The following is a 24,739-nucleotide window of genomic DNA, read 5'->3' on the forward strand; positions in this document are numbered from 1 at the left end:
CATTCTATACATCTCTATCTTATCTATATACCACTTAATTGTCTAGCACAAAATGTATCTATATCCTATCTATTTTAAACAAATTATCTCTTTAAAGACAAAATAATCAAATAGCTTCTTTCCTTTTTAATTTTATCTATTCTGCAATAAATAATCTCTTTTATGCAACTAATTATCTATTTGCAATGGAATTTTATAATCCAGATTTTAATTTTATAATCCAGATTTTTAACTATCTCTTTATTTCAAAATTATAAAATATGGCAACAAATAATCTTTATAATCAAATAACTTTTTTTAATCTTGTCTATTCTGCAATAAATTATCTCTTTAATGCAACTACTTATCTCTTTTCTATGTTCTTTTATAATCCAACTATTAAATTATATCTTTATTACAAAACTATTGAATATCACAACAAGTAATGTTTTTCCTTCATCTCTTTATAATCTATTCTATTACTTTGAATCCTACCACAAAATTGTCTATTAATGCAACGAATAATCAATAAAGCTTATTTCTTTTACAACATTATCTCTTTAACTCAAAATAATCTCTTTATCTACAACTAATTAAAACATCAACTCTTTATCTCCCCTTATAATCTCTTTTCTCTTTTTTAACGCAAAGCTCAGTGGCGAGCAACCGCCAAGCCGTAGGCGCAGGCGGGTTGCGAGTCCACTGCAGCGCCTTGTTAGCGTAACCATTTGTAATGATTATATTTCTTTTATACTTATTTCCTTTATTCGTCTAAAATCAGAAACATTTCTCGTAACTATAGTTGAAACACCATATGAAATGCCAATACTAGCTATTTCCACATCATGTATCCATAAACCACGAGGATTATATTTTTGAATTAATTCCTCAAAGATTTTAAATGATTTCGGGGTGGGATAAAGCACAATAATATCTCTTAATAATTCTTTTAAGATCTCTAAACATTCACCTGTTGATAATCCCATCTCTACATCTCTTGTCAATACTACTAAAAATTCAGAAATATTCTTTGATGTTGTAAAAAGTCTTACTTCTGGATCTAATAAAATATTCCATGCTCGGTGATGAAACTGAGAATCAGCATCAACCGCATAAATAAGAACATTTGTGTCTATTAATATAGAATTACTCATATGCCATTTTTCTTATGTTTACTTTGTCAAATTTTCCTTGTAAATGAAGAGTTTTTATTCGTTTTTCCTTTTGAATGTTATTTTTTAAAATTTTAACATATTTTTCTAACTGAAATAAATATTCTTCTGGGATAGAGTCAATTTCTTTTTTTATTTTTTCTTTCAACTCCATCTATTTTGCCCTTTTTAGATTTATTATAAAAACAGTCTAAATTATATATCCTTATACGCTAACGTCTAGGGTCACTTGCCGACATGGAGCAAGGCCGAAGGCCGCAGCGAAATGGCGGTCAAGTGGACCCTATTGTTGGGCTATTTCTTGTTTATTTTTCATATGTAACTTCCTAAGCTCTGCCTGCACTCTTTCTGACAAAAATATTTTTAATAAAGATTGATATGGAACATCTTTTTTATTAGCCAATAACTTTAATTCATTTAATAAATCTTCTGGCAATCTAAGGGAAATGGTCTTTAAAGATGGTTTGAGCTTAGGCAAAATCATCTTTTCAGCATTGTCCCAATCTATATATTCAGTTGAATCGTGTAAATGCCAAAATTCTCTTTCTTGAGTTTCATTTTTAAATTTTGGTATCTTCTTTTTTTTCATATCGTTGCCTCATATATTTTTCTTTCTTTTTTGCTCATATCTCTGGCTGAGATAACTCGTATCTTTTTGTTCCTTATAGTAAACACAATAAATAATTTTCTATTTAAATCAGTATGCCCTAGAGCATAAAAACGAGTTTCCGTGTCCGAATGTTTTTCATCAAAATTGATAATAAGAGGTTGATTAAAGAAGATTTGTTCACATTCGCTGTTACTTACTTTATGTTTTATCCAATTTTTATCTTTATTTCCTTCATCCCATTCAAAGCCTGTACATTCCAAAAGTAACTGTTTGAATTTTTTATCCATACCGTTAGTATATATGAGAAATATACATAAATCAAGCTAAAAAAAATCCTTCTGCGTTCAGATTTTAAATAGCGCGGATTGATTAGCCCAACGCAAAGCTCAGTGGCGAGCAACCGCCGCAGGCGGGTTGCGAGTCCACTGCAGCGCATTGTTAAAAATTCTATTACTATATTTTTCCATTATAGATATCTCTATCTTAACCTAAATAGCACTCAATTGTCTAGCACAAAATGTATCTATATCTTATCTATTTTAAACGAATTATCTCTTTAAAGACAAAATAATCAAATAGCTTCTTTCTTTTTTAATTTTATCTATCCTGCAATAAATAATCTCTTTAATGCAACTAATTATCTATTTGCAATGATATTTTATAATCCAAATTTTTAATTATCTCTTCATCTCAAAATTATAGAACATAGCAACAAATAATCTTTATTATCAAATAACATTTTTTTCTTTTCTAATTTTGTCTATTCTGCAACTAATTATCTCATTCATGCAACTAATTATCTATTTTCTATGTTCTTTTATAATTCAACTATTAAATTATCTCTTTATTACAAAACTATTAAATATGGCAACAAATAATGTTTTTCCTCAATCTTTTTATAATCTATTCTATTACTTTGCATCCTACCACAAAATTATCTATTAATGCAACGAATAATCAAAAGAGCTTATCTCTTTTACAACATTATCACTTTAACTCAAAATAATCTCTTCATCTACAACTAATCAAAACATCAACTCTTTATCTCCCATTATAATCTCTTTTCTTTTTTTTAACGTTAAAGCTAAGCTGCCGACAACCGCAAGCCTAAGGCGCAGCGGGTTGGCGGTCAGCTTCAGCGCCTTGTTAGCTGAAGATTATTTCCGTGTTTTTACAGCAGTTCCTTCAACTTTCCATCCTGACTGCCCATAGATATATGGAATATAAAAAAACCAACTTTTTATAACAGCATCAGTAAGTACATCCCCCCCGGATTTATCAAGTGCATCATCTATCGCACCTTCTAAGGTAGGAGGACCCCCTGTAGGTACAAATATTATTATATGGTTTATATCTTCTCCTGTTACTTTTTGTCTGTCTTGGACATTAAGATTAAAATTGTGTGTATCAATTAATTTATTTGATAAAACAGTAAAATCACCGTGGCGCACAGCACACCCAGATATAATGAAAACCATTAATGACCAGATTAATATAATATCAAAATTTTTCATTGATATACCTCCCTTAAAATTTACTGACTATGGGTATTAACTACAGTCCCTTTTACTTCAATTATACTTTGTCCAATCAAAAACCACCAAGATCGAGAGTAGATTACTGCATCCAACATCAGATCTCCTTCTCCCTTATCAAGTGCATCATCTACTGCGTCCTCTAATTGTGGAAATCCAAACGGTATGAAAAGAAATACAAAATTTGAATCTTTTCCTTCTACTCTTTTTGCTGGAAGAGAATTTAAATCAACACCATCTAATTTCACATTTCTTGTACTTATTGCCGTAAGATCAGCTTGTCTTACCGCGCAACTTGATAAAAACAATACTAAGAAAATTATCATAAAATACCGCAATAATTTCATCTTTCTTTCCTCCTTCTATACTATTAAGTTATCCTATTAACTTAATCTGATTTTTCCCTAAGAACATAAACTTGTTCAGAAGCTTTATGTCATTTTATCACCCCCTTTACAGCTAACGCAAAGCTCAGTGGCGAGCAACCGCCAAGCCGTAGGCGCAGGCGGGTTGCGAGTCCACTGCAGCGCATTGTTAAAAATTTTATTACTTTATTCTTCCATTCTATACATCTCTATCTTATCTAAATATCACTCAATTGTCTAACACAAAATGTATCTCTATCTTATCTTTTTTAAACAAATTATCTCTTTAAAGACAAAATAATCAAATAGCTTTTTTTCTTTTTAATTTTATCTATCCTGCAATAAATTATCTCTTTAATGCAACTGAGTATCTATTTGGAATGGTCTTTTATAATCTAGATTTTTAATTATCTTTTTCTTTCAAAATTATAGGACATGGCAACAAATAATCTTTATACTCAAATAACTTTTTTTCTTTTTTAATCTTGTCTATTCTGCAATAAATTATCTCTTTAATACAACTAATTATCTATTTTCTATTTTCTTTTATAATTCTACTATTAAATTATCTCTTTATTACAAAACTATTGAATATAGCAACAAATAATATTTTTCCTCAATCTCTTTATAATCTATTCTATTACTTTGCATCCTACCACAAAATTATCTATTAATGCAACGAATAATCAAAAGAGCTTATCTCTTCTACAACATTATCTCTTTAACTCAAAATAATCTCTTTATCTATAACTAATTAAAACATCAACTCTTTATCTCCCCTTCTAATCTCTTTTCTCTTTTTTAACGTTAAAGCTAAGCTGCCGACAACCGCAAGCCTAGGGCGCAGCGGGTTGGCGGTCAGCTTCAGCGCCTTGTTAGCGCTTTTATCTGTTTGATTTATTAAAAAATTCATGCATAAACTCTCTTGGGGAGAGAATCTTTATATCGATGTATTTTCCTATGTTCAATAAATGCTTATCTCCAGATATTATTATTTTTGATCCTAATTCTACTGCACATTCTATAAATTTATTATCATCCGGATCATCCTTTACAATTTCAATTTTTGGCGTAGTTGCTGCAAAAATTAAGTTATATCCTTCAGCAAATAATTTTGTTAATTTTGTAATCTCATGTTTATCTATACCTAATCGATTCAATACCTTTATGTATTCTTCTAATATTGATTGTGATATACAAATAGTTATCTGCCCATCTCTCCAAAGATTTATAATTTCCCGGGGGATTCCCCCGAAAAATGAGGAAATAAAAACATTAGTATCAATAACAACTTTAATCATTTGATGAACGAACCTTTTGAATTATTCCATCAATATCTGTCTGGGATATATTTTTCTCTGATAATCTTCTTCCGATTTTATCCCATAAATTGTCAATATATGCTCCCATATCTCTCTCCCTGACATACTTTTCAAGAAGTTCACGAACTAATTCGCTCAGATTTTTCCCTTCTTTTCTAGCTAGATTGCTGACTTTTTCCTTTAAGAAAGGATCTAGCCTTATAATCATTTGAGTTGCCATACAGGTCTCCTTTATTTACTTGAAAAATGATAATAAATTTTTTATCTTGCTATCTCGTATATACAATATTGACTCAAATTGAGTCTGTCAAGTATGAGGAGCGATGAAAGAAGGTAATTAATCAGTTTATTGCGCTAACGTCATGGGTCACTTGCCGACATGGAGCAAGCCCAAAGGGCGCAGCGAAATGGCGGTCAAGTGCACCCATTTGTTGGACGAAGCCGCTAAAGCGGCAAGCAATTTTAGGTAATTATACTTCGGATAATTAATGATTGCAATATAAAGTTTATGTGATAAAAGGTTAGCTAGTATTGAGCCAAGAAGAGGCTCTTAAATTAGGAGGTTATAATGAACACAAACATGCCCACTGACCCCAAATTCAATGCTTATTATCAAAAACATGTTAAGTTACTGAAATTAAGCGGATTTCAGCCAAAAACAATTGAGGCATATTCTAGGGCACTTAGGCGAATCGGAAATTACTTTGATTGTAAAATATCCGACCTATCCTCTGACCAGCTTCTGGATTACTTCAACGATCTTCGGGCAAGCCACTCCTGGAGTGCCGTCAAGCTCGATCTCTATGGTCTCAAATTTTTTTATTCCTATGTGCTGAAAAAAACATGGGAAAATATCCCTTTGATTAAACCGCCAAAAACATCCAGAATTCCTGATATTCTGACTATAGAAGAACTTCAACGATTAATAACAGCTACCAGAAGTTTGAGTTACAAAGTTTTCTTTTTCACACTCTATTCATTGGGATTGCGGTTGGGTGAGGGAATTGAGCTTCACCTCGGAGATATCGACTATACAAACATGAGGGTTCATATTCGTGATGCCAAGGGCAGAAAAGATAGATTAGTCCCATTGCCACGGAAAACCTTACAGGTACTCAGAAATTTTTGGAGAGTTCACAAACATCCACGCTTTATATTCCCAAATCGCAAAAGAGGTCGTAAAAACGCCCATCTTGTTGACAAACCACTGGATAGAAGTGGCATCCAGACTGCCATGAAAGTAGTTGTCACAGAACTAGAAATTAGAAAAAAAATTTCATGTCACTCTCTTCGCCACAGTTATGCGACACATATGCTGGAGGCCGGAGTTGACCTTGTAGAATTACAGAAAATCCTGGGGCATGTCAGCATCCTCACAACCTCAAAATACACACACCTTACCAACAAAACCGGAACCAATGCTCAAAAGGCTGCAAACTTCCTCAGCAATCACCTTGAAATCAGATGGGGAGATGTGCAATGATTTACCTTTCTTCTATCATAACCCAATTCAAAGATTCTTTTTTTGTAAAGTATAAAAATTTCGTCCTGCCGGCCCATAAAAAGGCCCTACATGTCATGGAACATTGCAGGGATAAACATGGCCCTCTCATGTTAGCACGGTGCTCAAATGATAACTGCTCCCACACCGTTTATATTCCACATTCATGTGGACACAGAAGTTGTCCTCACTGCCAGAACCATGAAAACCAGCAATGGATAGAAAATCAGTTGAGCAAAAAACTTCCCGCTACTTACTGGCTGATTACATTTACTCTTCCCACTCAGCTCAGAAACCTGGCATGGAAAAATCAAAAAACCTTCTATTCCCTGATGTTTGAATCTGTCCAGGAAACCTTGAAGACTTTTGTAAAAAACGATAAAAAACTTGGCGGTGCAGCAGGCTTTATTGCCGTACTTCATACCCATTCCCGCAACCTTAACTATCATCCCCACATCCATGTAATCATGCCTGCAGCCAGCATCAATACAAAAACAGGGCTGTGGCGAACAAAATCCACTAAATACCTCTTTAACCAAAAGGCTCTTGGAACCGTGTTTAGGGCTAAACTCCTGCACGCCATTGTAGATGCAAAACTTAGACTCCCCAAAAATTGCTCCAAAAAATGGATCGTCCACTGTAAAAACGTCGGAAACGCTGAAAAGGCCATTGTCTATCTTGGCAATTATCTTTACAGAGGAGTTATTCGGGAAAAGGACATCTTAAAATGCAAAAACGGAAAGGTCACCTTCAGATACTTCCATGCCAAAACCAGGCAATATAAAACCAGAACCGTTTCAGGTGAATACTTCCTCTATCTCATTATGCTCCATGTATTGCCTAAAGGCTTTAGAAGAAGCAGAAGTTATGGCTTTCTTCACTCATGCAGCAAGAAATTAATCTGTTTTTTACAGTTGATACTCCGTATTAATCCATTCACCAAATGGAAACGAAAACCAAAACCGTCAATAGTCTGCCCCCTCTGTGGAAATAGCATGAAGATTATAAAAACAATGATACCTGGATTATTACCATCGCAACCTGGTTATTGTACATGAAAGGGGCTGGGAGGATGATTATGTAAGCTCAAACCATATATGATTCAAAAAACCGGAGATCTTTTAAAATCCCCGGCAAAGGATAGTTATACCCTAAAAACAGAATTTTTTACCTGAAAATTGCCTGGATATTAAAAAAAATGACAATCGCAACAACAAATCAACTTCCCATAGCATTGGTTAATCCAACCAATGCCCCTTACCACCACTTTCCTTGATCAACACTCCATAGCCACAAAAAGATATTTTCTATATTTAACCGGGCTTGTCCAACAAACGGTTCAGATTGTGGTTCGCTCTCTTACGCTCGCTCTCACAATCTAACCTTATTCGTTTTATTGTGGTTCGCTCTCTTACGCTCGCTCTCACAATCTAACCTTATTCGTTAGCCCTTTAATTTTATATGTCTTTTAAAATCTCTTCTCTTGTATCTTTAAGCTCTGGTATTTTATTTTTGCATACTTCATAAATTATCTCTGCATCAATATCAAAATAATGATGACTTATTATATCCCTCATTCCTTTTATCTCTTTCCAATCAATAGAGGGATATTTAGAAAATAATTTCCTTTCTATAAGTTTATCTATTTTTTTTTTCTAACAATTTCTACACTTACTATAAGTTATATACATATTGAATCCAATTTCTCCATACCTCCTAAAGAATTGGTAAAATCTAATACTTTTCTTACTGGTGCAAAACGATATAGAATAACTTCTAATGCATTATTTATTTGCTGTAAGATTTCTATTATCAATTCCTTATCGTTATACGTAAATAAAATCTCTTTCTATTCTTTTTTTCATAGATGGCTTTATATCATTTGTAACTCTTATAATATCAAAATGATTATTAAATTTTTCTTCCAATTCTATTTTTATCCTATCTAACAAGAACAAATCTGGATATTTCTGTTCTACAACTATATTTATAATATCACTTTCTTAATTATATTCATTTCTTGCGACAGAGCCAAATATACCTATCTTAATAATTTTATCTTTATATTTTTCTTTTATTTTCTGTAATTCTTTTATTATTACTTCTCTATTCATCACTTTTATTTAGGGCTAACGTTAAAGCTAAGCTGCCGACAACCGCAAGCCTAAGGCGCAGCGGGTTGGCGGTCAGCTTCAGCGCCTTGTTAGCTGAAGATTATTTCCGTGTTTTTACAGCAGTTCCTTCAACTTTCCATCCTGACTGCCCATAGATATATGGAATATAAAAAAACCAACTTTTTATAACAGCATCAGTAAGTACATCCCCCCCGGATTTATCAAGTGCATCATCTATCGCACCTTCTAAGGTAGGAGGACCCCCTGTAGGTACAAATATTATTATATGGTTTATATCTTCTCCTGTTACTTTTTGTCTGTCTTGGACATTAAGATTAAAATTGTGTGTATCAATTAATTTATTTGATAAAACAGTAAAATCACCGTGGCGCACAGCACACCCAGATATAATGAAAACCATTAACGACCAGATTAATATAATATCAAAATTTTTCATTGATATACCTCCCTTAAAATTTACTGACTATGGGTATTAACTACAGTCCCTTTTACTTCAATTATACTTTGTCCAATCAAAAACCACCAAGATCGAGAGTAGATTACTGCATCCAACATCAGATCTCCTTCTCCCTTATCAAGTGCATCATCTACTGCGTCCTCTAATTGTGGAAATCCAAACGGTATGAAAAGAAATACAAAATTTGAATCTTTTCCTTCTACTCTTTTTGCTGGAAGAGAATTTAAATCAACACCATCTAATTTCACATTTCTTGTACTTATTGCCGTAAGATCAGCTTGTCTTACCGCGCAACTTGATAAAAACAATACTAAGAAAATTATCATAAAATACCGCAATAATTTCATCTTTCTTTCCTCCTTCTATACTATTAAGTTATCCTATTAACTTAATCTGATTTTTCCCTAAGAACATAAACTTGTTCAGAAGCTTTATGTCATTTTATCACCCCCTTTACAGCTAACGCAAAGCTCAGTGGCGAGCAACCGCCAAGCAGTAGGCGCAGGCGGGTTGCGAGTCCACTGGAGCAATTTGTTAGAGATTTTATTACTATGTTACTAAATTCTAACCCTTTGTCTTATCTAAATAGCACTCAATTATCTACAAAAAAATATATTAATATCTTATTTAACCTAAAATTTGCATCATAAGATAATGTTTAGCTTGACAATATAGTGAATTAATGGTATAAAGTGTTTCAAATAGGAAGTATGAAGGAGGCACTGATTCTATGCGTAGATTCCATGTTAAGTTCACTGAAAAAAATCTTACGGGCAACGCCGGACTGGTATTGCTGGGCCTGTTTGCTGACAAACTGAAGCTTCCCAAGATGCTTGAGCAACACATTACTATTAAGCGGGGAGCTACCGCACAGTATAAGGTTTCCGACATTATCATGATTTTGATGATGGCAGTGTTAGCTGGGGCTAAGCATATGAGCCATGTATTTATCCTAAGATCTGATTTAGCATTGAGGTCGCTTTTTAAATGGGAAAGGTTTCCTGACTATACTACCATAAATCGGGTTTTTAAGTTGTTTAATCCCCGACATTGCAATGAGCTCTCCGATGTAGAAACAAAAGTGCGCAAAAAGGTTTGGGGTAAAAAATGGTTTAGCCGCATCACTTTAGATTTGGACTCTACAGTGCGTGGGGTGTATGGGAAACAGGAAGGTGCCGAGAAGGGTTACAACCCCAAGAAGCCAGGACAAAGGGGATATCATCCGCTACTTTGCTTTATTGCTGAGACGCGGGAATGTCTTCACAACTGGTTTAGAGCCGGAGATGCTTATTCAGCCAATGGTTGTGTAGAGTTTATGCAAGAGTGCTTTGCCAAGCTTCCAAGGAGAGTCTGGAAAATTATTGTACGTGCAGATTCCGCCTTTTTTAATGGAGAACTTTTAGACTACTTAGAAGAGGCTCATGCTTTGTACTTAATCAAGGTTAAGATGCGAGGACTCACTCAGCTTTTAGAAGCTCAGAAATGGCACAAGGTTAAAAATAGACCTGGCTATGAGAAGACCGAATTCACATACAAATGTGAGAGGTGGAAACACCCCCGCCGGTTTGTGGCCGTACGTCAAGTAATAGAGAGCAAATTTAGTTGCTTTTTTTTCAGCGTTACAAAGACTGAGTATGATTATTTTTGTTATGTAACAAATATGAACCTGAGTCCCTGGGACGTCCACAGGTATTATTGCCAACGGGGGGCCAGTGAAAACTGGATTGAGTGGTGTAAGGGACAGATGGCCTCTGGAAGCATTTTGACACAGGATTTTTGGGCCAACTCCGCCATATTCCAGACCTGTATTCTGGCTTACAATCTACTGGTTTGGATGATGTGGCTCAACGATGAAGATGGTTTTAGAGAAGAGCCCAACACAATCCGCATGTTTCTAATCCATGTTCCAGCTCGGCTGATGCATGCGGGACGACAATGGTTCCTTCGATTATCGAGGGATTATTTTTTCAAAGAACGTTGGATAAAGATAGAAAATTCCATCCGGTCATTACAATTTGCTTAATCTTTTTTTGAGAGTATCCTCCAAAATAGGATTTTGCGTAAGTCCATGTGCAGTGGTGTGCCTTTACACACCCGTAAAGAGTGCCACTGACCGCAGCTTCTACCTGAAAAAGCCTTCCAAGTCACAATGAGGGAGACATATCCTTTAACATAACAGCTCCATATCTAGGTATCTCTGTCCAGAACAATCAGTTGCTTACGATTGAACTGTAATTGCAGATTTTAGGTTTAATTAAAAAAATTGTCTCTTTAAAAACTAAATAATCAAATAGCTTTTTTAATCTTGTCTATTTTGCAATAAATTATCTCTTTAATGTAACTGATTATCTATTTGCAATGACCTTTTATAATCCAGATTTTTAATTATCTCTTTATTGAAAAATTATAGAATATGGCAACAAATAATCTTTCTCCTCAATCTCTTTATAATATATCCTCTAACTTTGCTTCCTACCGCAACATTATCTATTAATTCAATGAATTATCAAAAAGCTTATTTCTTTTATAATATTAACTTAAAATAATCTTTTCAATTACACCTAATTAAAATACCATACCTATATATTTTTTATTTCTTCTTCTATCTCTAACGCAAAGCTCAGTGGCGAGCAACCGCCAAGCCGTAGGCGCAGGCGGGTTGCGAGTCCACTGCAGCGCATTGTTAAAAATTTTATTACTTTATTCTTCCATTCTATACATCTCTATCTTATCTAAATATCACTCAATTGTCTAACACAAAATGTATCTCTATCTTATCTTTTTTAAACAAATTATCTCTTTAAAGACAAAATAATCAAATAGCTTTTTTTCTTTTTAATTTTATCTATCCTGCAATAAATTATCTCTTTAATGCAACTGAGTATCTATTTGGAATGGTCTTTTATAATCTAGATTTTTAATTATCTTTTTCTTTCAAAATTATAGGACATGGCAACAAATAATCTTTATACTCAAATAACTTTTTTTCTTTTTTAATCTTGTCTATTCTGCAATAAATTATCTCTTTAATACAACTAATTATCTATTTTCTATTTTCTTTTATAATTCTACTATTAAATTATCTCCCGACTTTGACAGTTAGAGTAGGAAATTAGTGGAATTTGGGGGTATTTTTTTATAAAAGTTTAATCAGATCAGTTACATATATTTTTTATCAAAAAATTTTGTAGTCCTAACTTTACAATATTAATACTTTTTTATTGACTAAAAATAAAGAATTTATTAACATATCTATGCAGTCTAACTAAAGGGGGGAGTATGTTCCTTAAAGTTTCTAAGGTCAAAGGCTATGAATATGTTCGCATTGTTTATTCTTATAGAACTGAAGATAATAAAGTTAGACATAAAACCGTGGCTAATCTCGGTAGGGCCGACAAGCTCCATCTTATGTTTCCTGCTTTTGAAAAATTGTTCGAACTCTATGCCCAAAATGTTTTTACTTCTATTGATAAAATTAACACTCAAGAGGCTTGTATTAAAAATTATTCTTATATTATTATTAAAGAAATCTGGAATAAATATAAATTGGGTAATTTTTTTTCGAGTCTATTAAAAAAAAGAAGAGTTGCTTTTGATTTTGTAAAAACGGTTTTTACTTTGGTGATAAACAGATTGTTAGTAAGCGAGTTATCTAAGTTAGGGTATTTTAATAATAAAGATATGTTTTTATATCTTAATGAAGAATTATCTCTTCAGGATTTATACAAAACTTTAGATATGTTAGAAGAATGCAAAGAGGAATTAGAAGAATATTTATTTCACAGGAGTTTAAAATTAATAGATAGGGAATTAAAAGTATGTTTTTTTGATGTAACTACATTATATTTTGAGAGTAAAAAAGAAGATGAATTAAGGAAATATGGTTTAAGTAAAGATCATAAAAATAATGAAGTTCAGATAGTTCTCTCATTATTGATAGATTCTGATGGATTTCCTATAAGTTTTGATATATATGAAGGAAATAAAGCAGAAAGTAAGACGTTGTTGGACAGTCTTGATAGGCTAAAAAAGAAGTATAAATTAGAAAAAATAATCGTAGTTGCCGATAGGGGTATAAGTAATTCTTTGAATTTAAAGGAGATTAAAAAAAGGGGATATGAATATATAGTAGGATATAAGTTCAAAAATACTAAAATCCAAGATAAAATATTAGATAAAGAAGGATATGAAGTTATAACATATAATGAGAAAGAAGGAGTCTATGCATATAAGGAATTTGAGGTCCTAGAAAAAAGAAAGGTAAAGACTTCAAAAAGTTATCAAGAGATTGAATTAAATCATAAAATAGTAGCTACATATTCAGATAAAAGGACATTAAAAGACAAAAAAGAAAGAGATAAATTAATTAATAAAGTTATAAAAAAGCTTCAAAAAAATAAAATAAAAGGTAAAGAAAAATATATAGAAAAATATTGTGATGGTGGCAAAGTTAGATATAGATTAAATTTAAAGAAAATAGAAGAAGATAAAAAATATGACGGATATTATACTTTGGCGTGTTCAGATGTTAATATGCCAGCACTAAAAGTGATAAAAATCCATAAGCAAATATATAACGTTGAAAGTGCTTTTAGAGAATTAAAGACTGATTTGAATATAAGGCCTATTTATCATTACACTCCTAAAAGGATAAAAGGTCATATTATAGTCTCGTTTTTAGCCTATTTTTTATTAAAACATATAGAACATAGATTAAAATACAATAAAAAAACTCAGGACATGGTAATTACTTCAGCTGGTATAATAAATGCTTTAAAAGAGATAAATGCAATAGAAACAGACATAAATGGTAAGAAATATTATCTCAAAACCAAACATAATAAATTGGCAAGTAAGATGTTTGAAATTTTTAAAATAAAAAATATGAAACACATAATGTCTGAAGAGGAAATGAAAAAATATCTCTTTCCATCACTCTAAAGGTTTGTAGGTAAAATTCCCTCATTTTTAAAATTATAACATGCTAATATAATTGATTTTTAAACTTTTTAACTATCAAAGTCGGGTCTCTATCTTATCTAAATATCACTCAATTGTCTAACACAAAATGTATCTCTATCTTATCTTTTTTAAACAAATTATCTCTTTAAAGACAAAATAATCAAATAGCTTTTTTTCTTTTTAATTTTATCTATCCTGCAATAAATTATCTCTTTAATGCAACTGAGTATCTATTTGGAATGGTCTTTTATAATCTAGATTTTTAATTATCTTTTTCTTTCAAAATTATAGGACATGGCAACAAATAATCTTTATACTCAAATAACTTTTTTTCTTTTTTAATCTTGTCTATTCTGCAATAAATTATCTCTTTAATACAACTAATTATCTATTTTCTATTTTCTTTTATAATTCTACTATTAAATTATCTCTTTATTACAAAACTATTGAATATAGCAACAAATAATATTTTTCCTCAATCTCTTTATAATCTATTCTATTACTTTGCATCCTACCACAAAATTATCTATTAATGCAACGAATAATCAAAAGAGCTTATCTCTTCTACAACATTATCTCTTTAACTCAAAATAATCTCTTTATCTATAACTAATTAAAACATCAACTCTTTATCTCCCCTTCTAATCTCTTTTCTCTTTTTTAACGTCAAAGCTAAGCTGCCGCTATGAGCGCAGCGAAATAGCGGTCAGCTTGAGCGACTTGTTCGGCGAAAGCCTATTTAATATACATCCCTTCTATGACCTATTTTCAATATATAAATCTCTTTTTTATCCCAATCTATATCAAATAATACTCTGTAATTTCCTATTCTTAATCTATAATCTGCTAAAGGATGATTTCTTAAATGTTTAATCTGGGAAATATTAGGAAAATTTTTTAATTCTTCTATTCCCATTTTTATTTTTGGCAGATTCTTTTTAGATATTTTCCTTAAATCTTTCAATACACTTTTTGCATAGATTATTTTAAACATCTAATTCTTTCCATATTTCATCATGTTCAAAAACTTCTCCATGCTTTATTTCATTTTTTCGGGATAATATTTCATCCTTTAATTTTTTATATTTTGCTTGATTAAGTAATAATTTCAAAAAATACATAACTTTTTCTTGATCATTTTTATCTAGTTTTTGCAATATTTCTAGTTCAGTTGTATTCATCTCTATATCCTTATCGTTTTATTATGCGCCGAACGTTAGAGGTCAGCGGCGAGCGGGTAGCGAGTCCGCTGAACCGACTTGTTGGACGAAGCCGCTAAAGCGGCAAGCAATTTTAGGTAATTATACTTCGGATAATTAATGATTGCAATATAAAGTTTATGTGATAAAAGGTTAGCTAGTATTGAGCCAAGAAGAGGCTCTTAAATTAGGAGGTTATAATGAACACAAACATGCCCACTGACCCCAAATTCAATGCTTATTATCAAAAACATGTTAAGTTACTGAAATTAAGCGGATTTCAGCCAAAAACAATTGAGGCATATTCTAGGGCACTTAGGCGAATCGGAAATTACTTTGATTGTAAAATATCCGACCTATCCTCTGACCAGCTTCTGGATTACTTCAACGATCTTCGGGCAAGCCACTCCTGGAGTGCCGTCAAGCTCGATCTCTATGGTCTCAAATTTTTTTATTCCTATGTGCTGAAAAAAACATGGGAAAATATCCCTTTGATTAAACCGCCAAAAACATCCAGAATTCCTGATATTCTGACTATAGAAGAACTTCAACGATTAATAACAGCTACCAGAAGTTTGAGTTACAAAGTTTTCTTTTTCACACTCTATTCATTGGGATTGCGGTTGGGTGAGGGAATTGAGCTTCACCTCGGAGATATCGACTATACAAACATGAGGGTTCATATTCGTGATGCCAAGGGCAGAAAAGATAGATTAGTCCCATTGCCACGGAAAACCTTACAGGTACTCAGAAATTTTTGGAGAGTTCACAAACATCCACGCTTTATATTCCCAAATCGCAAAAGAGGTCGTAAAAACGCCCATCTTGTTGACAAACCACTGGATAGAAGTGGCATCCAGACTGCCATGAAAGTAGTTGTCACAGAACTAGAAATTAGAAAAAAAATTTCATGTCACTCTCTTCGCCACAGTTATGCGACACATATGCTGGAGGCCGGAGTTGACCTTGTAGAATTACAGAAAATCCTGGGGCATGTCAGCATCCTCACAACCTCAAAATACACACACCTTACCAACAAAACCGGAACCAATGCTCAAAAGGCTGCAAACTTCCTCAGCAATCACCTTGAAATCAGATGGGGAGATGTGCAATGATTTACCTTTCTTCTATCATAACCCAATTCAAAGATTCTTTTTTTGTAAAGTATAAAAATTTCGTCCTGCCGGCCCATAAAAAGGCCCTACATGTCATGGAACATTGCAGGGATAAACATGGCCCTCTCATGTTAGCACGGTGCTCAAATGATAACTGCTCCCACACCGTTTATATTCCACATTCATGTGGACACAGAAGTTGTCCTCACTGCCAGAACCATGAAAACCAGCAATGGATAGAAAATCAGTTGAGCAAAAAACTTCCCGCTACTTACTGGCTGATTACATTTACTCTTCCCACTCAGCTCAGAAACCTGGCATGGAAAAATCAAAAAACCTTCTATTCCCTGATGTTTGAATCTGTCCAGGAAACCTTGAAGACTTTTGTAAAAAACGATAAAAAACTTGGCGGTGCAGCAGGCTTTATTGCCGTACTTCATACCCATTCCCGCAACCTTAACTATCATCCCCACATCCATGTAATCATGCCTGCAGCCAGCATCAATACAAAAACAGGGCTGTGGCGAACAAAATCCACTAAATACCTCTTTAACCAAAAGGCTCTTGGAACCGTGTTTAGGGCTAAACTCCTGCACGCCATTGTAGATGCAAAACTTAGACTCCCCAAAAATTGCTCCAAAAAATGGATCGTCCACTGTAAAAACGTCGGAAACGCTGAAAAGGCCATTGTCTATCTTGGCAATTATCTTTACAGAGGAGTTATTCGGGAAAAGGACATCTTAAAATGCAAAAACGGAAAGGTCACCTTCAGATACTTCCATGCCAAAACCAGGCAATATAAAACCAGAACCGTTTCAGGTGAATACTTCCTCTATCTCATTATGCTCCATGTATTGCCTAAAGGCTTTAGAAGAAGCAGAAGTTATGGCTTTCTTCACTCATGCAGCAAGAAATTAATCTGTTTTTTACAGTTGATACTCCGTATTAATCCATTCACCAAATGGAAACGAAAACCAAAACCGTCAATAGTCTGCCCCCTCTGTGGAAATAGCATGAAGATTATAAAAACAATGATACCTGGATTATTACCATCGCAACCTGGTTATTGTACATGAAAGGGGCTGGGAGGATGATTATGTAAGCTCAAACCATATATGATTCAAAAAACCGGAGATCTTTTAAAATCCCCGGCAAAGGATAGTTATACCCTAAAAACAGAATTTTTTACCTGAAAATTGCCTGGATATTAAAAAAAATGACAATCGCAACAACAAATCAACTTCCCATAGCATTGGTTAATCCAACCAATGCCCCTTACCACCACTTTCCTTGATCAACACTCCATAGCCACAAAAAGATATTTTCTATATTTAACCGGGCTTGTCCAACAAACGGTTCAGATTGTGGTTCGCTCTCTTACGCTCGCTCTCACAATCTAACCTTATTCGTTAGCCCTTTGATTTTATATGTCTTTTAAAATCTCTTCTCTTGTATCTTTAAGCTCTGGTATTTTATTCTTGCATTCTTCATAAATTATCTCTGCATCAACATCAAAATAATGATGACTTATTATATCTCTCATTCCTTTTATCTCTTTCCAATCAATAGAGGGATATTTAGAAAATAATTTCCCTTCTATAAGTTTATCTATTTTTTTTAACAGTTTTTCCAATTGATATAAGTTATATACATATTGAATCCAATTTCTCCATACCTCCTAATGAATTGGTAAAATCTAATACTTTTCTTACTGGTGCAAAACGATATAGAATAACTTCTAATGCATTATTTATTTACTGTAAGATTTCTATTATCAATTCCGTATCATTATACATAAATAAAATCTCTTTCTATTCTTTTTTTCATAGATGGCTTTATATCATGGGTATATATCATTGTGGTAGAAACATCTGCATGACCTAAAAGGTCCTGAACTGTTCGTATTTTGTAACTCTTATAATATCAAAATGATTATTAAATTTTTCTTCCAATTCTATCTTTATTCTACCTAATAAAAACAAATCTGGATATTTCTGTTCTACAACTACATCTATATCACTTTCTTGATTATATTCATTTCTTACTACAGAGCCAAATATACCTATCTTAGTAATTTTATCTTTATATTTTTCTTTTATTTTCTGTAATTCTTTTATTATTACTTCTCTATTCATCACTTTTATTTAGGGCTAACGTCTAGGGTCACTTGCCGACATGGAGCAAGGCCGAAGGCCGCAGCGAAATGGCGGTCAAGTGGACCCTATTGTTGGGCTATTTCTTGTTTATTTTTCATATGTAACTTCCTAAGCTCTGCCTGCACTCTTTCTGACAAAAATATTTTTAATAAAGATTGATATGGAACATCTTTTTTATTAGCCAATAACTTTAATTCATTTAATAAATCTTCTGGCAATCTAAGGGAAATGGTCTTTAAAGATGGTTTGAGCTTAGGCAAAATCATCTTTTCAGCATTGTCCCAATCTATATATTCAGTTGAATCGTGTAAATGCCAAAATTCTCTTTCTTGAGTTTCATTTTTAAATTTTGGTATCTTCTTTTTTTTCATATCGTTGCCTCATATATTTTTCTTTCTTTTTTGCTCATATCTCTGGCTGAGATAACTCGTATCTTTTTGTTCCTTATAGTAAACACAATAAATAATTTTCTATTTAAATCAGTATGCCCTAGAGCATAAAAACGAGTTTCCGTGTCCGAATGTTTTTCATCAAAATTGATAATAAGAGGTTGATTAAAGAAGATTTGTTCACATTCGCTGTTACTTACTTTATGTTTTATCCAATTTTTATCTTTATTTCCTTCATCCCATTCAAAGCCTGTACATTCCAAAAGTAACTGTTTGAATTTTTTATCCATACCGTTAGTATATATGAGAAATATACATAAATCAAGCTAAAAAAAATCCTTCTGCGTTCAGATTTTAAATAGCGCGGATTGATTAGCCCAACGTTAAAGCTAAGCTGCCGCCAACCGCAAGCCTAAGGCGCAGCGGGTTGGCGGTCAGCTTGAGCGCCTTGTTCGGCGATTTCCTTTCTCCTTAATTCCATTGCCCTTTGACTAATGCTCTCTATGCTTAGAGACTCATCTAACCCTTGTCGCCATTTGGTATAATCAAATGGCTCTCTTTGAATAAGAGCAATAAATCTCTCTGCTTCTACATCACCAAGATGTTCTGCAAGAATTTGCATACCTTTTAACTTAATTTCTGTATCGGTAATCATGATAATACTTCCTTTATAAAACCAATTGGATCATTTATCTTGATATCATTTAATAATCTTGCCCGCTTCAAAATTTGATCATCGGTAGTTAAAAAATATTCACTTTTTGAAATAATAGCACAAGCTATATGCAATGAATCAATCTTATGGAATCCTTTCTTATTCAATTCCTTTGCAGTTTCAATAAGTTCGGGACTTTCTTCTATATACTCTATAGCATAACTTTTCCATTTCTTTATTCGCTGCTTTCTTTCTATAAAAGGATTTTTATTATTTTCATAATCTAAAATATATGACCATATCAGCTGAAATGTTCCTGCTCTAATTTCTTCCTGGATTTTTAGCTTGGCCTCGGCTTCAAGTCGAATCCTGATTTGAGATTGATCATCGAATGGCCGATTGAAACAACAATTATCCAAATATAATTTAATTTTCATTCCATCTCTCAATTTTTACGCCGAACGTTAGAGGTCAGCGGCGAGCGGTTAGCGAGTCCGCTGAACCGACTTGTTGGGCTAGGGAAATTATTCCTTTTCTTTTCTATTCCCTTCCTTTTCTGGTGGTGGATCAGGCCAAGGCTCTGGCCTCTCCATTTTTTCAATAATATATTCTTTATCTGACGGCGGAACTTTTTTCTTTGCTATATCCTTTATCGGTTTCTCAGCAGGTATTTTTTTCTTGTTTTCATCAGACATATTTATCACCTTTGTTTGCATTTAAAAATGTGAGAGTGTAAACATAGATAAAAATCTTTGCTGATATTGGGCAAAAATTTCAGGATCAGGTAATGCATGCCATAATTTCATTGCTGCATGAACCATTTCTTCCTTTTTCTCCCTCGCATCATTTTGTAATTTTATATTATATTTCCATCTAAATGTAAACACTCTCTCTTGTTATTCTATGACAATAATCCCCTTGACTTTAATACCTCGTTCCTGCATCGTTGTAACAGCTTTTTGTCATTTGGAAGATTTGCTTCTTTTTGGCTTATTCTGGCTTCTTTCTCTTTCAATTTTTTTAATTCTTTTTTTACTTTATTTTCATCATTAATTCCATCTTTGATCTCAAGCCAAAGGATTTCATAATCAGACTTTATCTGAAACCATTTTTGCTTTAAGTCTATCATACTCTCAACCATCTTAGGCCAATTCAAGATAGGTAGAGCTATAGCCAACAGTGCAGATATAGCAGATAAAATTTTCCACAATATTTCTATTTGACTCCAAAATCCCCAACTTGCAACAGTACCTGATGTCATTATTGCTAGGAATATCTTAGCCCATTTATCTCTGTCATGATATCGCTTAGCTAGATATGTCCAATATCGTTCATTTAGGTCCGCATCTAACATAGAATCCCAAACAGTTTTTCGCATTTCTCTCCTTTTTGAAAATTTAGCAATCTGTTAAAGCCCAACGCAAAGCTCAGTGGCGAGCAACCGCCGCAGGCGGGTTGCGAGTCCACTGGAGCGCCTTGTTAGCGTAACCGTTTGTAATGATTATATTTCTTTTATACTTATTTCCTTTATTCGTCTAAAATCAGAAACATTTCTCGTAACTATAGTTGAAACACCATATGAAATGCCAATACTAGCTATTTCCACATCATGTATCCATAAACCACGAGGATTATATTTTTGAATTAATTCCTCAAAGATTTTAAATGATTTCGGGGTGGGATAAAGCACAACAATATCTCTTAATAATTCTTTTAATATCTCCAAACATTCACCTGTTGATAATCCTATCTCTACATTTCTTGTCAAGACTACTAAAAATTCAGAAATATTCTTTGATGTTGTAAAAAGTCTTACTTCTGGATCTAATAAAATATTCCATGCTCGGTTATGAAACTGAGAATCAGCATCAACTGCGTAAATAAGAACATTTGTGTCTATTAATATAGAATTACTCATATGCCATTTTTCTTATGTTTACTTTGTCAAATTTTCCTTGTAAATGAAGAGTTTTTATTCGTTTTTCCTTTTGAATGTTATTTTTTAAAATTTTAATATATTTTTCTAACTGAAATAAATATTCTTCTGGGATAGAGTCAATTTCTTTTTTTATTTTTTCTTTTAATTCCATTTATTTTACCCTTTTTTAACTTTATTAAAAAAATAGTCTAAATTATATATCCTTATACGCTAACACCCGGGGTCACCTGCCGCCATGAAGCGCCACCGAAATGGCGGTCAGGTGCACCCATTTGTTGGACGAAGCCGCTAAAGCGGCAAGCAATTTTAGGTAATTATACTTCGGATAATTAATGATTGCAATATAAAGTTTATGTGATAAAAGGTTAGCTAGTATTGAGCCAAGAAGAGGCTCTTAAATTAGGAGGTTATAATGAACACAAACATGCCCACTGACCCCAAATTCAATGCTTATTATCAAAAACATGTTAAGTTACTGAAATTAAGCGGATTTCAGCCAAAAACAATTGAGGCATATTCTAGGGCACTTAGGCGAATCGGAAATTACTTTGATTGTAAAATATCCGACCTATCCTCTGACCAGCTTCTGGATTACTTCAACGATCTTCGGGCAAGCCACTCCTGGAGTGCCGTCAAGCTCGATCTCTATGGTCTCAAATTTTTTTATTCCTATGTGCTGAAAAAAACATGGGAAAATATCCCTTTGATTAAACCGCCAAAAACATCCAGAATTCCTGATATTCTGACTATAGAAGAACTTCAACGATTAATAACAGCTACCAGAAGTTTGAGTTACAAAGTTTTCTTTTTCACACTCTATTCATTGGGATTGCGGTTGGGTGAGGGAATTGAGCTTCACCTCGGAGATATCGACTATACAAACATGAGGGTTCATATTCGTGATGCCAAGGGCAGAAAAGATAGATTAGTCCCATTGCCACGGAAAACCTTACAGGTACTCAGAAATTTTTGGAGAGTTCACAAACATCCACGCTTTATATTCCCAAATCGCAAAAGAGGTCGTAAAAACGCCCATCTTGTTGACAAACCACTGGATAGAAGTGGCATCCAGACTGCCATGAAAGTAGTTGTCACAGAACTAGAAATTAGAAAAAAAATTTCATGTCACTCTCTTCGCCACAGTTATGCGACACATATGCTGGAGGCCGGAGTTGACCTTGTAGAATTACAGAAAATCCTGGGGCATGTCAGCATCCTCACAACCTCAAAATACACACACCTTACCAACAAAACCGGAACCAATGCTCAAAAGGCTGCAAACTTCCTCAGCAATCACCTTGAAATCAGATGGGGAGATGTGCAATGATTTACCTTTCTTCTATCATAACCCAATTCAAAGATTCTTTTTTTGTAAAGTATAAAAATTTCGTCCTGCCGGCCCATAAAAAGGCCCTACATGTCATGGAACATTGCAGGGATAAACATGGCCCTCTCATGTTAGCACGGTGCTCAAATGATAACTGCTCCCACACCGTTTATATTCCACATTCATGTGGACACAGAAGTTGTCCTCACTGCCAGAACCATGAAAACCAGCAATGGATAGAAAATCAGTTGAGCAAAAAACTTCCCGCTACTTACTGGCTGATTACATTTACTCTTCCCACTCAGCTCAGAAACCTGGCATGGAAAAATCAAAAAACCTTCTATTCCCTGATGTTTGAATCTGTCCAGGAAACCTTGAAGACTTTTGTAAAAAACGATAAAAAACTTGGCGGTGCAGCAGGCTTTATTGCCGTACTTCATACCCATTCCCGCAACCTTAACTATCATCCCCACATCCATGTAATCATGCCTGCAGCCAGCATCAATACAAAAACAGGGCTGTGGCGAACAAAATCCACTAAATACCTCTTTAACCAAAAGGCTCTTGGAACCGTGTTTAGGGCTAAACTCCTGCACGCCATTGTAGATGCAAAACTTAGACTCCCCAAAAATTGCTCCAAAAAATGGATCGTCCACTGTAAAAACGTCGGAAACGCTGAAAAGGCCATTGTCTATCTTGGCAATTATCTTTACAGAGGAGTTATTCGGGAAAAGGACATCTTAAAATGCAAAAACGGAAAGGTCACCTTCAGATACTTCCATGCCAAAACCAGGCAATATAAAACCAGAACCGTTTCAGGTGAATACTTCCTCTATCTCATTATGCTCCATGTATTGCCTAAAGGCTTTAGAAGAAGCAGAAGTTATGGCTTTCTTCACTCATGCAGCAAGAAATTAATCTGTTTTTTACAGTTGATACTCCGTATTAATCCATTCACCAAATGGAAACGAAAACCAAAACCGTCAATAGTCTGCCCCCTCTGTGGAAATAGCATGAAGATTATAAAAACAATGATACCTGGATTATTACCATCGCAACCTGGTTATTGTACATGAAAGGGGCTGGGAGGATGATTATGTAAGCTCAAACCATATATGATTCAAAAAACCGGAGATCTTTTAAAATCCCCGGCAAAGGATAGTTATACCCTAAAAACAGAATTTTTTACCTGAAAATTGCCTGGATATTAAAAAAAATGACAATCGCAACAACAAATCAACTTCCCATAGCATTGGTTAATCCAACCAATGCCCCTTACCACCACTTTCCTTGATCAACACTCCATAGCCACAAAAAGATATTTTCTATATTTAACCGGGCTTGTCCAACAAACGGTTCAGATTGTGGTTCGCTCTCTTACGCTCGCTCTCACAATCTAACCTTATTCGTTAGGCGTTAATATTTTCTGCTTTTAATATAAATCTTTCAGGATGTTCTATTATATCTATACTTAAATCTACATCTATCTCTGGCCAATAAAGATGACCAGGATAAGGTTGTTCTACATTTAAAATTTTGCTAATAGAAACTTCCTTAAACCAAGGAAAATCTTCATAAGATAAAAAATATTCTTTGTTATCAACTAATATCCATATTCCGTGAGTCGATATATTTGTAATCTCAACATCCGAAAACTTTTTTCCATGCATTTTTAATTTCCTCATTATGTTCTTCTATTATTTTTTCTATTTCTTTAAGCTGTTTTCTTGATAATCCATAATTTCTTGCTAATTCTATTTGTGGTTCTAACCAAAATTTAGCTTCACCATCTGCACAATATACATGAATATGCATCCGTGGCTCTTCACGAGAGAAGAAGAAAAACCGATATCCATCTTGCCTAAAAACTGTCGGGCTCATTTTTTATACGCCTTACCATAAGTTATATTGATTCGTAATT

Annotated in this window: 34 protein-coding genes and 1 pseudogene; 8 read left to right on the forward strand and 27 right to left on the reverse strand. The window is 33.6% G+C overall.

The genetic code is table 11. From position 1 onward, the window contains the following. Positions 1-716 precede the first annotated feature (716 nt). The 8 genes from ACYQ1E_RS13910 to ACYQ1E_RS13945 all read right to left on the reverse strand — a co-directional run bounded on the left by ACYQ1E_RS13910 (position 717) and on the right by ACYQ1E_RS13945 (position 5,203). Positions 717-1,133: a type II toxin-antitoxin system VapC family toxin gene (locus ACYQ1E_RS13910; RefSeq protein WP_459880614.1), complete on the reverse strand. Its 417-nt coding sequence runs from the start codon at positions 1,131-1,133 to the stop codon at positions 717-719. Then, positions 1,126-1,305 carry a hypothetical protein gene (locus ACYQ1E_RS13915; RefSeq protein WP_459880617.1) on the reverse strand — a complete coding sequence of 60 codons (180 nt, stop codon included), beginning with the start codon at positions 1,303-1,305 and terminating at the stop codon, positions 1,126-1,128. The genes ACYQ1E_RS13910 and ACYQ1E_RS13915 overlap by 8 nt, the downstream gene beginning before the upstream one ends. 129 nt (positions 1,306-1,434) lie before the next feature. Then, complete coding sequence (locus tag ACYQ1E_RS13920) at positions 1,435-1,740, reverse strand: BrnA antitoxin family protein (RefSeq protein WP_459880619.1); 306 nt, start codon at positions 1,738-1,740, stop codon at positions 1,435-1,437. Then, positions 1,737-2,048: a BrnT family toxin gene (locus ACYQ1E_RS13925; protein ID WP_459880622.1), complete on the reverse strand. Its 312-nt coding sequence runs from the start codon at positions 2,046-2,048 to the stop codon at positions 1,737-1,739. Before ACYQ1E_RS13925 ends, ACYQ1E_RS13920 begins: the two co-directional genes overlap by 4 nt. An 870-nt stretch (positions 2,049-2,918) precedes the next feature. Further along, positions 2,919-3,275 (reverse strand): hypothetical protein, encoded by a 357-nt coding sequence (locus ACYQ1E_RS13930; RefSeq protein WP_459880624.1) that lies wholly within the window; start codon positions 3,273-3,275, stop codon positions 2,919-2,921. Between the two features lie 20 nt (positions 3,276-3,295). Continuing rightward, entirely contained in the window at positions 3,296-3,643 is a 348-nt protein-coding gene (locus ACYQ1E_RS13935; RefSeq protein WP_459880627.1) for a hypothetical protein, read from the reverse strand. Between the two features lie 902 nt (positions 3,644-4,545). Then, positions 4,546-4,962 carry a putative toxin-antitoxin system toxin component, PIN family gene (locus ACYQ1E_RS13940; protein WP_459880630.1) on the reverse strand — a complete coding sequence of 139 codons (417 nt, stop codon included), beginning with the start codon at positions 4,960-4,962 and terminating at the stop codon, positions 4,546-4,548. Then, positions 4,955-5,203 carry a ribbon-helix-helix protein, CopG family gene (locus ACYQ1E_RS13945; protein ID WP_459880632.1) on the reverse strand — a complete coding sequence of 83 codons (249 nt, stop codon included), beginning with the start codon at positions 5,201-5,203 and terminating at the stop codon, positions 4,955-4,957. Before ACYQ1E_RS13945 ends, ACYQ1E_RS13940 begins: the two co-directional genes overlap by 8 nt. Before the next feature lie 348 nt (positions 5,204-5,551). Here ACYQ1E_RS13945 and ACYQ1E_RS13950 point away from each other — a divergent pair, with 348 nt between their 5' ends. Beyond that, positions 5,552-6,466: a tyrosine-type recombinase/integrase gene (locus ACYQ1E_RS13950; protein WP_459874719.1), complete on the forward strand. Its 915-nt coding sequence runs from the start codon at positions 5,552-5,554 to the stop codon at positions 6,464-6,466. Beyond that, entirely contained in the window at positions 6,463-7,542 is a 1,080-nt protein-coding gene (locus ACYQ1E_RS13955; RefSeq protein WP_459874725.1) for an IS91 family transposase, read from the forward strand. Before ACYQ1E_RS13950 ends, ACYQ1E_RS13955 begins: the two co-directional genes overlap by 4 nt. Positions 7,543-7,941: 399 nt before the next feature. Here ACYQ1E_RS13955 and ACYQ1E_RS13960 read toward each other — a convergent pair whose 3' ends face one another. The 3 genes from ACYQ1E_RS13960 to ACYQ1E_RS13970 form a co-directional block, all read right to left on the reverse strand. Further along, positions 7,942-8,130, reverse strand: coding sequence for a HepT-like ribonuclease domain-containing protein (locus ACYQ1E_RS13960; protein WP_459881800.1), 189 nt, complete (start codon positions 8,128-8,130; stop codon positions 7,942-7,944). Positions 8,131-8,698: 568 nt separating this feature from the next. After that, a complete protein-coding gene (locus tag ACYQ1E_RS13965) occupies positions 8,699-9,055 on the reverse strand; it encodes a hypothetical protein (RefSeq protein WP_459880624.1) in 357 nt (118 codons plus the stop codon). Between the two features lie 20 nt (positions 9,056-9,075). Then, entirely contained in the window at positions 9,076-9,423 is a 348-nt protein-coding gene (locus ACYQ1E_RS13970; protein ID WP_459880627.1) for a hypothetical protein, read from the reverse strand. A gap of 383 nt (positions 9,424-9,806) precedes the next feature. Here ACYQ1E_RS13970 and ACYQ1E_RS13975 point away from each other — a divergent pair, with 383 nt between their 5' ends. Then, on the forward strand, positions 9,807-11,099 hold the full coding sequence (locus ACYQ1E_RS13975; RefSeq protein WP_459874805.1) for an IS1380 family transposase: 1,293 nt from the start codon (positions 9,807-9,809) through the stop codon (positions 11,097-11,099). 1,256 nt (positions 11,100-12,355) lie between these two features. Next, the gene (locus tag ACYQ1E_RS13980; protein ID WP_459874985.1) at positions 12,356-14,017 is read left to right on the forward strand and encodes an IS1634 family transposase; all 1,662 of its coding nucleotides are present in this window, start codon (positions 12,356-12,358) and stop codon (positions 14,015-14,017) included. 760 nt (positions 14,018-14,777) lie between these two features. Here ACYQ1E_RS13980 and ACYQ1E_RS13985 read toward each other — a convergent pair. Together ACYQ1E_RS13985 and ACYQ1E_RS13990 are read right to left on the reverse strand one after the other, a co-directional pair. Next, on the reverse strand, positions 14,778-15,032 hold the full coding sequence (locus ACYQ1E_RS13985) for a type II toxin-antitoxin system RelE family toxin (RefSeq protein WP_459880635.1): 255 nt from the start codon (positions 15,030-15,032) through the stop codon (positions 14,778-14,780). Then, positions 15,025-15,219: a hypothetical protein gene (locus ACYQ1E_RS13990; RefSeq protein WP_459880638.1), complete on the reverse strand. Its 195-nt coding sequence runs from the start codon at positions 15,217-15,219 to the stop codon at positions 15,025-15,027. The genes ACYQ1E_RS13985 and ACYQ1E_RS13990 overlap by 8 nt, the downstream gene beginning before the upstream one ends. A gap of 218 nt (positions 15,220-15,437) precedes the next feature. Here ACYQ1E_RS13990 and ACYQ1E_RS13995 point away from each other — a divergent pair, with 218 nt between their 5' ends. Together ACYQ1E_RS13995 and ACYQ1E_RS14000 are read left to right on the forward strand one after the other, a co-directional pair. Next, positions 15,438-16,352, forward strand: coding sequence for a tyrosine-type recombinase/integrase (locus tag ACYQ1E_RS13995; RefSeq protein WP_459874719.1), 915 nt, complete (start codon positions 15,438-15,440; stop codon positions 16,350-16,352). Continuing rightward, on the forward strand, positions 16,349-17,428 hold the full coding sequence (locus ACYQ1E_RS14000) for an IS91 family transposase (protein WP_459874725.1): 1,080 nt from the start codon (positions 16,349-16,351) through the stop codon (positions 17,426-17,428). Before ACYQ1E_RS13995 ends, ACYQ1E_RS14000 begins: the two co-directional genes overlap by 4 nt. Before the next feature lie 347 nt (positions 17,429-17,775). Here the strand turns inward: ACYQ1E_RS14000 and ACYQ1E_RS14005 are convergent, their stop codons facing one another. The 12 genes and pseudogenes from ACYQ1E_RS14005 to ACYQ1E_RS14060 all read right to left on the reverse strand — a co-directional run bounded on the left by ACYQ1E_RS14005 (position 17,776) and on the right by ACYQ1E_RS14060 (position 21,642). Beyond that, positions 17,776-17,985, reverse strand: coding sequence for a HepT-like ribonuclease domain-containing protein (locus ACYQ1E_RS14005; RefSeq protein WP_459880641.1), 210 nt, complete (start codon positions 17,983-17,985; stop codon positions 17,776-17,778). Positions 17,986-18,140: 155 nt separating this feature from the next. Continuing rightward, positions 18,141-18,263: pseudogene (locus tag ACYQ1E_RS14010) on the reverse strand (tyrosine-type recombinase/integrase); the annotation flags it as partial. After that, positions 18,233-18,487, reverse strand: coding sequence for a nucleotidyltransferase family protein (locus tag ACYQ1E_RS14015; protein ID WP_459880644.1), 255 nt, complete (start codon positions 18,485-18,487; stop codon positions 18,233-18,235). The pseudogene ACYQ1E_RS14010 and the gene ACYQ1E_RS14015, both read right to left, overlap by 31 nt. 86 nt (positions 18,488-18,573) lie before the next feature. Next, positions 18,574-18,879, reverse strand: a complete 306-nt coding sequence (locus tag ACYQ1E_RS14020; protein ID WP_459880619.1) for a BrnA antitoxin family protein — start codon at positions 18,877-18,879, stop codon at positions 18,574-18,576. Beyond that, positions 18,876-19,187, reverse strand: coding sequence for a BrnT family toxin (locus ACYQ1E_RS14025; RefSeq protein ID WP_459880622.1), 312 nt, complete (start codon positions 19,185-19,187; stop codon positions 18,876-18,878). The genes ACYQ1E_RS14020 and ACYQ1E_RS14025 overlap by 4 nt, the downstream gene beginning before the upstream one ends. A 122-nt stretch (positions 19,188-19,309) precedes the next feature. Continuing rightward, entirely contained in the window at positions 19,310-19,552 is a 243-nt protein-coding gene (locus ACYQ1E_RS14030) for a hypothetical protein (protein WP_459880647.1), read from the reverse strand. Further along, positions 19,549-19,989, reverse strand: coding sequence for a PIN domain protein (locus ACYQ1E_RS14035; protein ID WP_459880649.1), 441 nt, complete (start codon positions 19,987-19,989; stop codon positions 19,549-19,551). Before ACYQ1E_RS14035 ends, ACYQ1E_RS14030 begins: the two co-directional genes overlap by 4 nt. Positions 19,990-20,076: 87 nt before the next feature. After that, complete coding sequence (locus ACYQ1E_RS14040; RefSeq protein WP_459880652.1) at positions 20,077-20,247, reverse strand: hypothetical protein; 171 nt, start codon at positions 20,245-20,247, stop codon at positions 20,077-20,079. A 21-nt stretch (positions 20,248-20,268) separates the two neighbouring features. Beyond that, positions 20,269-20,439, reverse strand: a complete 171-nt coding sequence (locus tag ACYQ1E_RS14045) for a hypothetical protein (RefSeq protein WP_459880655.1) — start codon at positions 20,437-20,439, stop codon at positions 20,269-20,271. Positions 20,440-20,453: 14 nt separating this feature from the next. Continuing rightward, complete coding sequence (locus tag ACYQ1E_RS14050; RefSeq protein ID WP_459880658.1) at positions 20,454-20,930, reverse strand: hypothetical protein; 477 nt, start codon at positions 20,928-20,930, stop codon at positions 20,454-20,456. 123 nt (positions 20,931-21,053) lie between these two features. Then, positions 21,054-21,470 carry a type II toxin-antitoxin system VapC family toxin gene (locus ACYQ1E_RS14055; RefSeq protein WP_027354846.1) on the reverse strand — a complete coding sequence of 139 codons (417 nt, stop codon included), beginning with the start codon at positions 21,468-21,470 and terminating at the stop codon, positions 21,054-21,056. Beyond that, positions 21,463-21,642 carry a hypothetical protein gene (locus tag ACYQ1E_RS14060; protein ID WP_027354845.1) on the reverse strand — a complete coding sequence of 60 codons (180 nt, stop codon included), beginning with the start codon at positions 21,640-21,642 and terminating at the stop codon, positions 21,463-21,465. Before ACYQ1E_RS14060 ends, ACYQ1E_RS14055 begins: the two co-directional genes overlap by 8 nt. 261 nt (positions 21,643-21,903) lie before the next feature. On the opposite strand from ACYQ1E_RS14060, the gene ACYQ1E_RS14065 reads away from it, so the two are divergent. Together ACYQ1E_RS14065 and ACYQ1E_RS14070 are read left to right on the forward strand one after the other, a co-directional pair. Next, positions 21,904-22,818: a tyrosine-type recombinase/integrase gene (locus tag ACYQ1E_RS14065; RefSeq protein ID WP_459874719.1), complete on the forward strand. Its 915-nt coding sequence runs from the start codon at positions 21,904-21,906 to the stop codon at positions 22,816-22,818. After that, positions 22,815-23,894, forward strand: a complete 1,080-nt coding sequence (locus ACYQ1E_RS14070) for an IS91 family transposase (RefSeq protein WP_459874725.1) — start codon at positions 22,815-22,817, stop codon at positions 23,892-23,894. The genes ACYQ1E_RS14065 and ACYQ1E_RS14070 overlap by 4 nt, the downstream gene beginning before the upstream one ends. A gap of 333 nt (positions 23,895-24,227) precedes the next feature. Here ACYQ1E_RS14070 and ACYQ1E_RS14075 read toward each other — a convergent pair whose 3' ends face one another. After that, positions 24,228-24,488 (reverse strand): DUF2442 domain-containing protein, encoded by a 261-nt coding sequence (locus ACYQ1E_RS14075; RefSeq protein WP_459880661.1) that lies wholly within the window; start codon positions 24,486-24,488, stop codon positions 24,228-24,230. Then, positions 24,460-24,699: a DUF4160 domain-containing protein gene (locus ACYQ1E_RS14080; protein ID WP_459880664.1), complete on the reverse strand. Its 240-nt coding sequence runs from the start codon at positions 24,697-24,699 to the stop codon at positions 24,460-24,462. The genes ACYQ1E_RS14075 and ACYQ1E_RS14080 overlap by 29 nt, the downstream gene beginning before the upstream one ends. Between the last annotated feature and the right edge of the window lie 40 nt (positions 24,700-24,739).

The organism is Desulfothermus naphthae, assembly GCF_054657475.1.

Excerpts from the sequence above, each read along its gene's own strand:
- ACYQ1E_RS13910 (WP_459880614.1), bottom strand. The coding sequence starts at position 1,133 with ATGAGTAATTCTATATTAATAGACACAAATGTTCTTATTTATGCGGTT.
- ACYQ1E_RS13915 (WP_459880617.1), bottom strand. The coding sequence starts at position 1,305 with ATGGAGTTGAAAGAAAAAATAAAAAAAGAAATTGACTCTATCCCAGAA.
- ACYQ1E_RS13920 (WP_459880619.1), bottom strand. The coding sequence starts at position 1,740 with ATGAAAAAAAAGAAGATACCAAAATTTAAAAATGAAACTCAAGAAAGA.
- ACYQ1E_RS13925 (WP_459880622.1), bottom strand. The coding sequence starts at position 2,048 with ATGGATAAAAAATTCAAACAGTTACTTTTGGAATGTACAGGCTTTGAA.
- ACYQ1E_RS13930 (WP_459880624.1), bottom strand. The coding sequence starts at position 3,275 with ATGAAAAATTTTGATATTATATTAATCTGGTCATTAATGGTTTTCATT.
- ACYQ1E_RS13935 (WP_459880627.1), bottom strand. The coding sequence starts at position 3,643 with ATGAAATTATTGCGGTATTTTATGATAATTTTCTTAGTATTGTTTTTA.
- ACYQ1E_RS13940 (WP_459880630.1), bottom strand. The coding sequence starts at position 4,962 with ATGATTAAAGTTGTTATTGATACTAATGTTTTTATTTCCTCATTTTTC.
- ACYQ1E_RS13945 (WP_459880632.1), bottom strand. The coding sequence starts at position 5,203 with ATGGCAACTCAAATGATTATAAGGCTAGATCCTTTCTTAAAGGAAAAA.
- ACYQ1E_RS13950 (WP_459874719.1), top strand. The coding sequence starts at position 5,552 with ATGAACACAAACATGCCCACTGACCCCAAATTCAATGCTTATTATCAA.
- ACYQ1E_RS13955 (WP_459874725.1), top strand. The coding sequence starts at position 6,463 with ATGATTTACCTTTCTTCTATCATAACCCAATTCAAAGATTCTTTTTTT.
- ACYQ1E_RS13965 (WP_459880624.1), bottom strand. The coding sequence starts at position 9,055 with ATGAAAAATTTTGATATTATATTAATCTGGTCGTTAATGGTTTTCATT.
- ACYQ1E_RS13970 (WP_459880627.1), bottom strand. The coding sequence starts at position 9,423 with ATGAAATTATTGCGGTATTTTATGATAATTTTCTTAGTATTGTTTTTA.
- ACYQ1E_RS13975 (WP_459874805.1), top strand. The coding sequence starts at position 9,807 with ATGCGTAGATTCCATGTTAAGTTCACTGAAAAAAATCTTACGGGCAAC.
- ACYQ1E_RS13980 (WP_459874985.1), top strand. The coding sequence starts at position 12,356 with ATGTTCCTTAAAGTTTCTAAGGTCAAAGGCTATGAATATGTTCGCATT.
- ACYQ1E_RS13985 (WP_459880635.1), bottom strand. The coding sequence starts at position 15,032 with ATGTTTAAAATAATCTATGCAAAAAGTGTATTGAAAGATTTAAGGAAA.
- ACYQ1E_RS13990 (WP_459880638.1), bottom strand. The coding sequence starts at position 15,219 with ATGAATACAACTGAACTAGAAATATTGCAAAAACTAGATAAAAATGAT.
- ACYQ1E_RS13995 (WP_459874719.1), top strand. The coding sequence starts at position 15,438 with ATGAACACAAACATGCCCACTGACCCCAAATTCAATGCTTATTATCAA.
- ACYQ1E_RS14000 (WP_459874725.1), top strand. The coding sequence starts at position 16,349 with ATGATTTACCTTTCTTCTATCATAACCCAATTCAAAGATTCTTTTTTT.
- ACYQ1E_RS14015 (WP_459880644.1), bottom strand. The coding sequence starts at position 18,487 with ATGAATAGAGAAGTAATAATAAAAGAATTACAGAAAATAAAAGAAAAA.
- ACYQ1E_RS14020 (WP_459880619.1), bottom strand. The coding sequence starts at position 18,879 with ATGAAAAAAAAGAAGATACCAAAATTTAAAAATGAAACTCAAGAAAGA.
- ACYQ1E_RS14025 (WP_459880622.1), bottom strand. The coding sequence starts at position 19,187 with ATGGATAAAAAATTCAAACAGTTACTTTTGGAATGTACAGGCTTTGAA.
- ACYQ1E_RS14030 (WP_459880647.1), bottom strand. The coding sequence starts at position 19,552 with ATGATTACCGATACAGAAATTAAGTTAAAAGGTATGCAAATTCTTGCA.
- ACYQ1E_RS14035 (WP_459880649.1), bottom strand. The coding sequence starts at position 19,989 with ATGAAAATTAAATTATATTTGGATAATTGTTGTTTCAATCGGCCATTC.
- ACYQ1E_RS14040 (WP_459880652.1), bottom strand. The coding sequence starts at position 20,247 with ATGTCTGATGAAAACAAGAAAAAAATACCTGCTGAGAAACCGATAAAG.
- ACYQ1E_RS14050 (WP_459880658.1), bottom strand. The coding sequence starts at position 20,930 with ATGCGAAAAACTGTTTGGGATTCTATGTTAGATGCGGACCTAAATGAA.
- ACYQ1E_RS14055 (WP_027354846.1), bottom strand. The coding sequence starts at position 21,470 with ATGAGTAATTCTATATTAATAGACACAAATGTTCTTATTTACGCAGTT.
- ACYQ1E_RS14060 (WP_027354845.1), bottom strand. The coding sequence starts at position 21,642 with ATGGAATTAAAAGAAAAAATAAAAAAAGAAATTGACTCTATCCCAGAA.
- ACYQ1E_RS14065 (WP_459874719.1), top strand. The coding sequence starts at position 21,904 with ATGAACACAAACATGCCCACTGACCCCAAATTCAATGCTTATTATCAA.
- ACYQ1E_RS14070 (WP_459874725.1), top strand. The coding sequence starts at position 22,815 with ATGATTTACCTTTCTTCTATCATAACCCAATTCAAAGATTCTTTTTTT.
- ACYQ1E_RS14075 (WP_459880661.1), bottom strand. The coding sequence starts at position 24,488 with ATGCATGGAAAAAAGTTTTCGGATGTTGAGATTACAAATATATCGACT.
- ACYQ1E_RS14080 (WP_459880664.1), bottom strand. The coding sequence starts at position 24,699 with ATGAGCCCGACAGTTTTTAGGCAAGATGGATATCGGTTTTTCTTCTTC.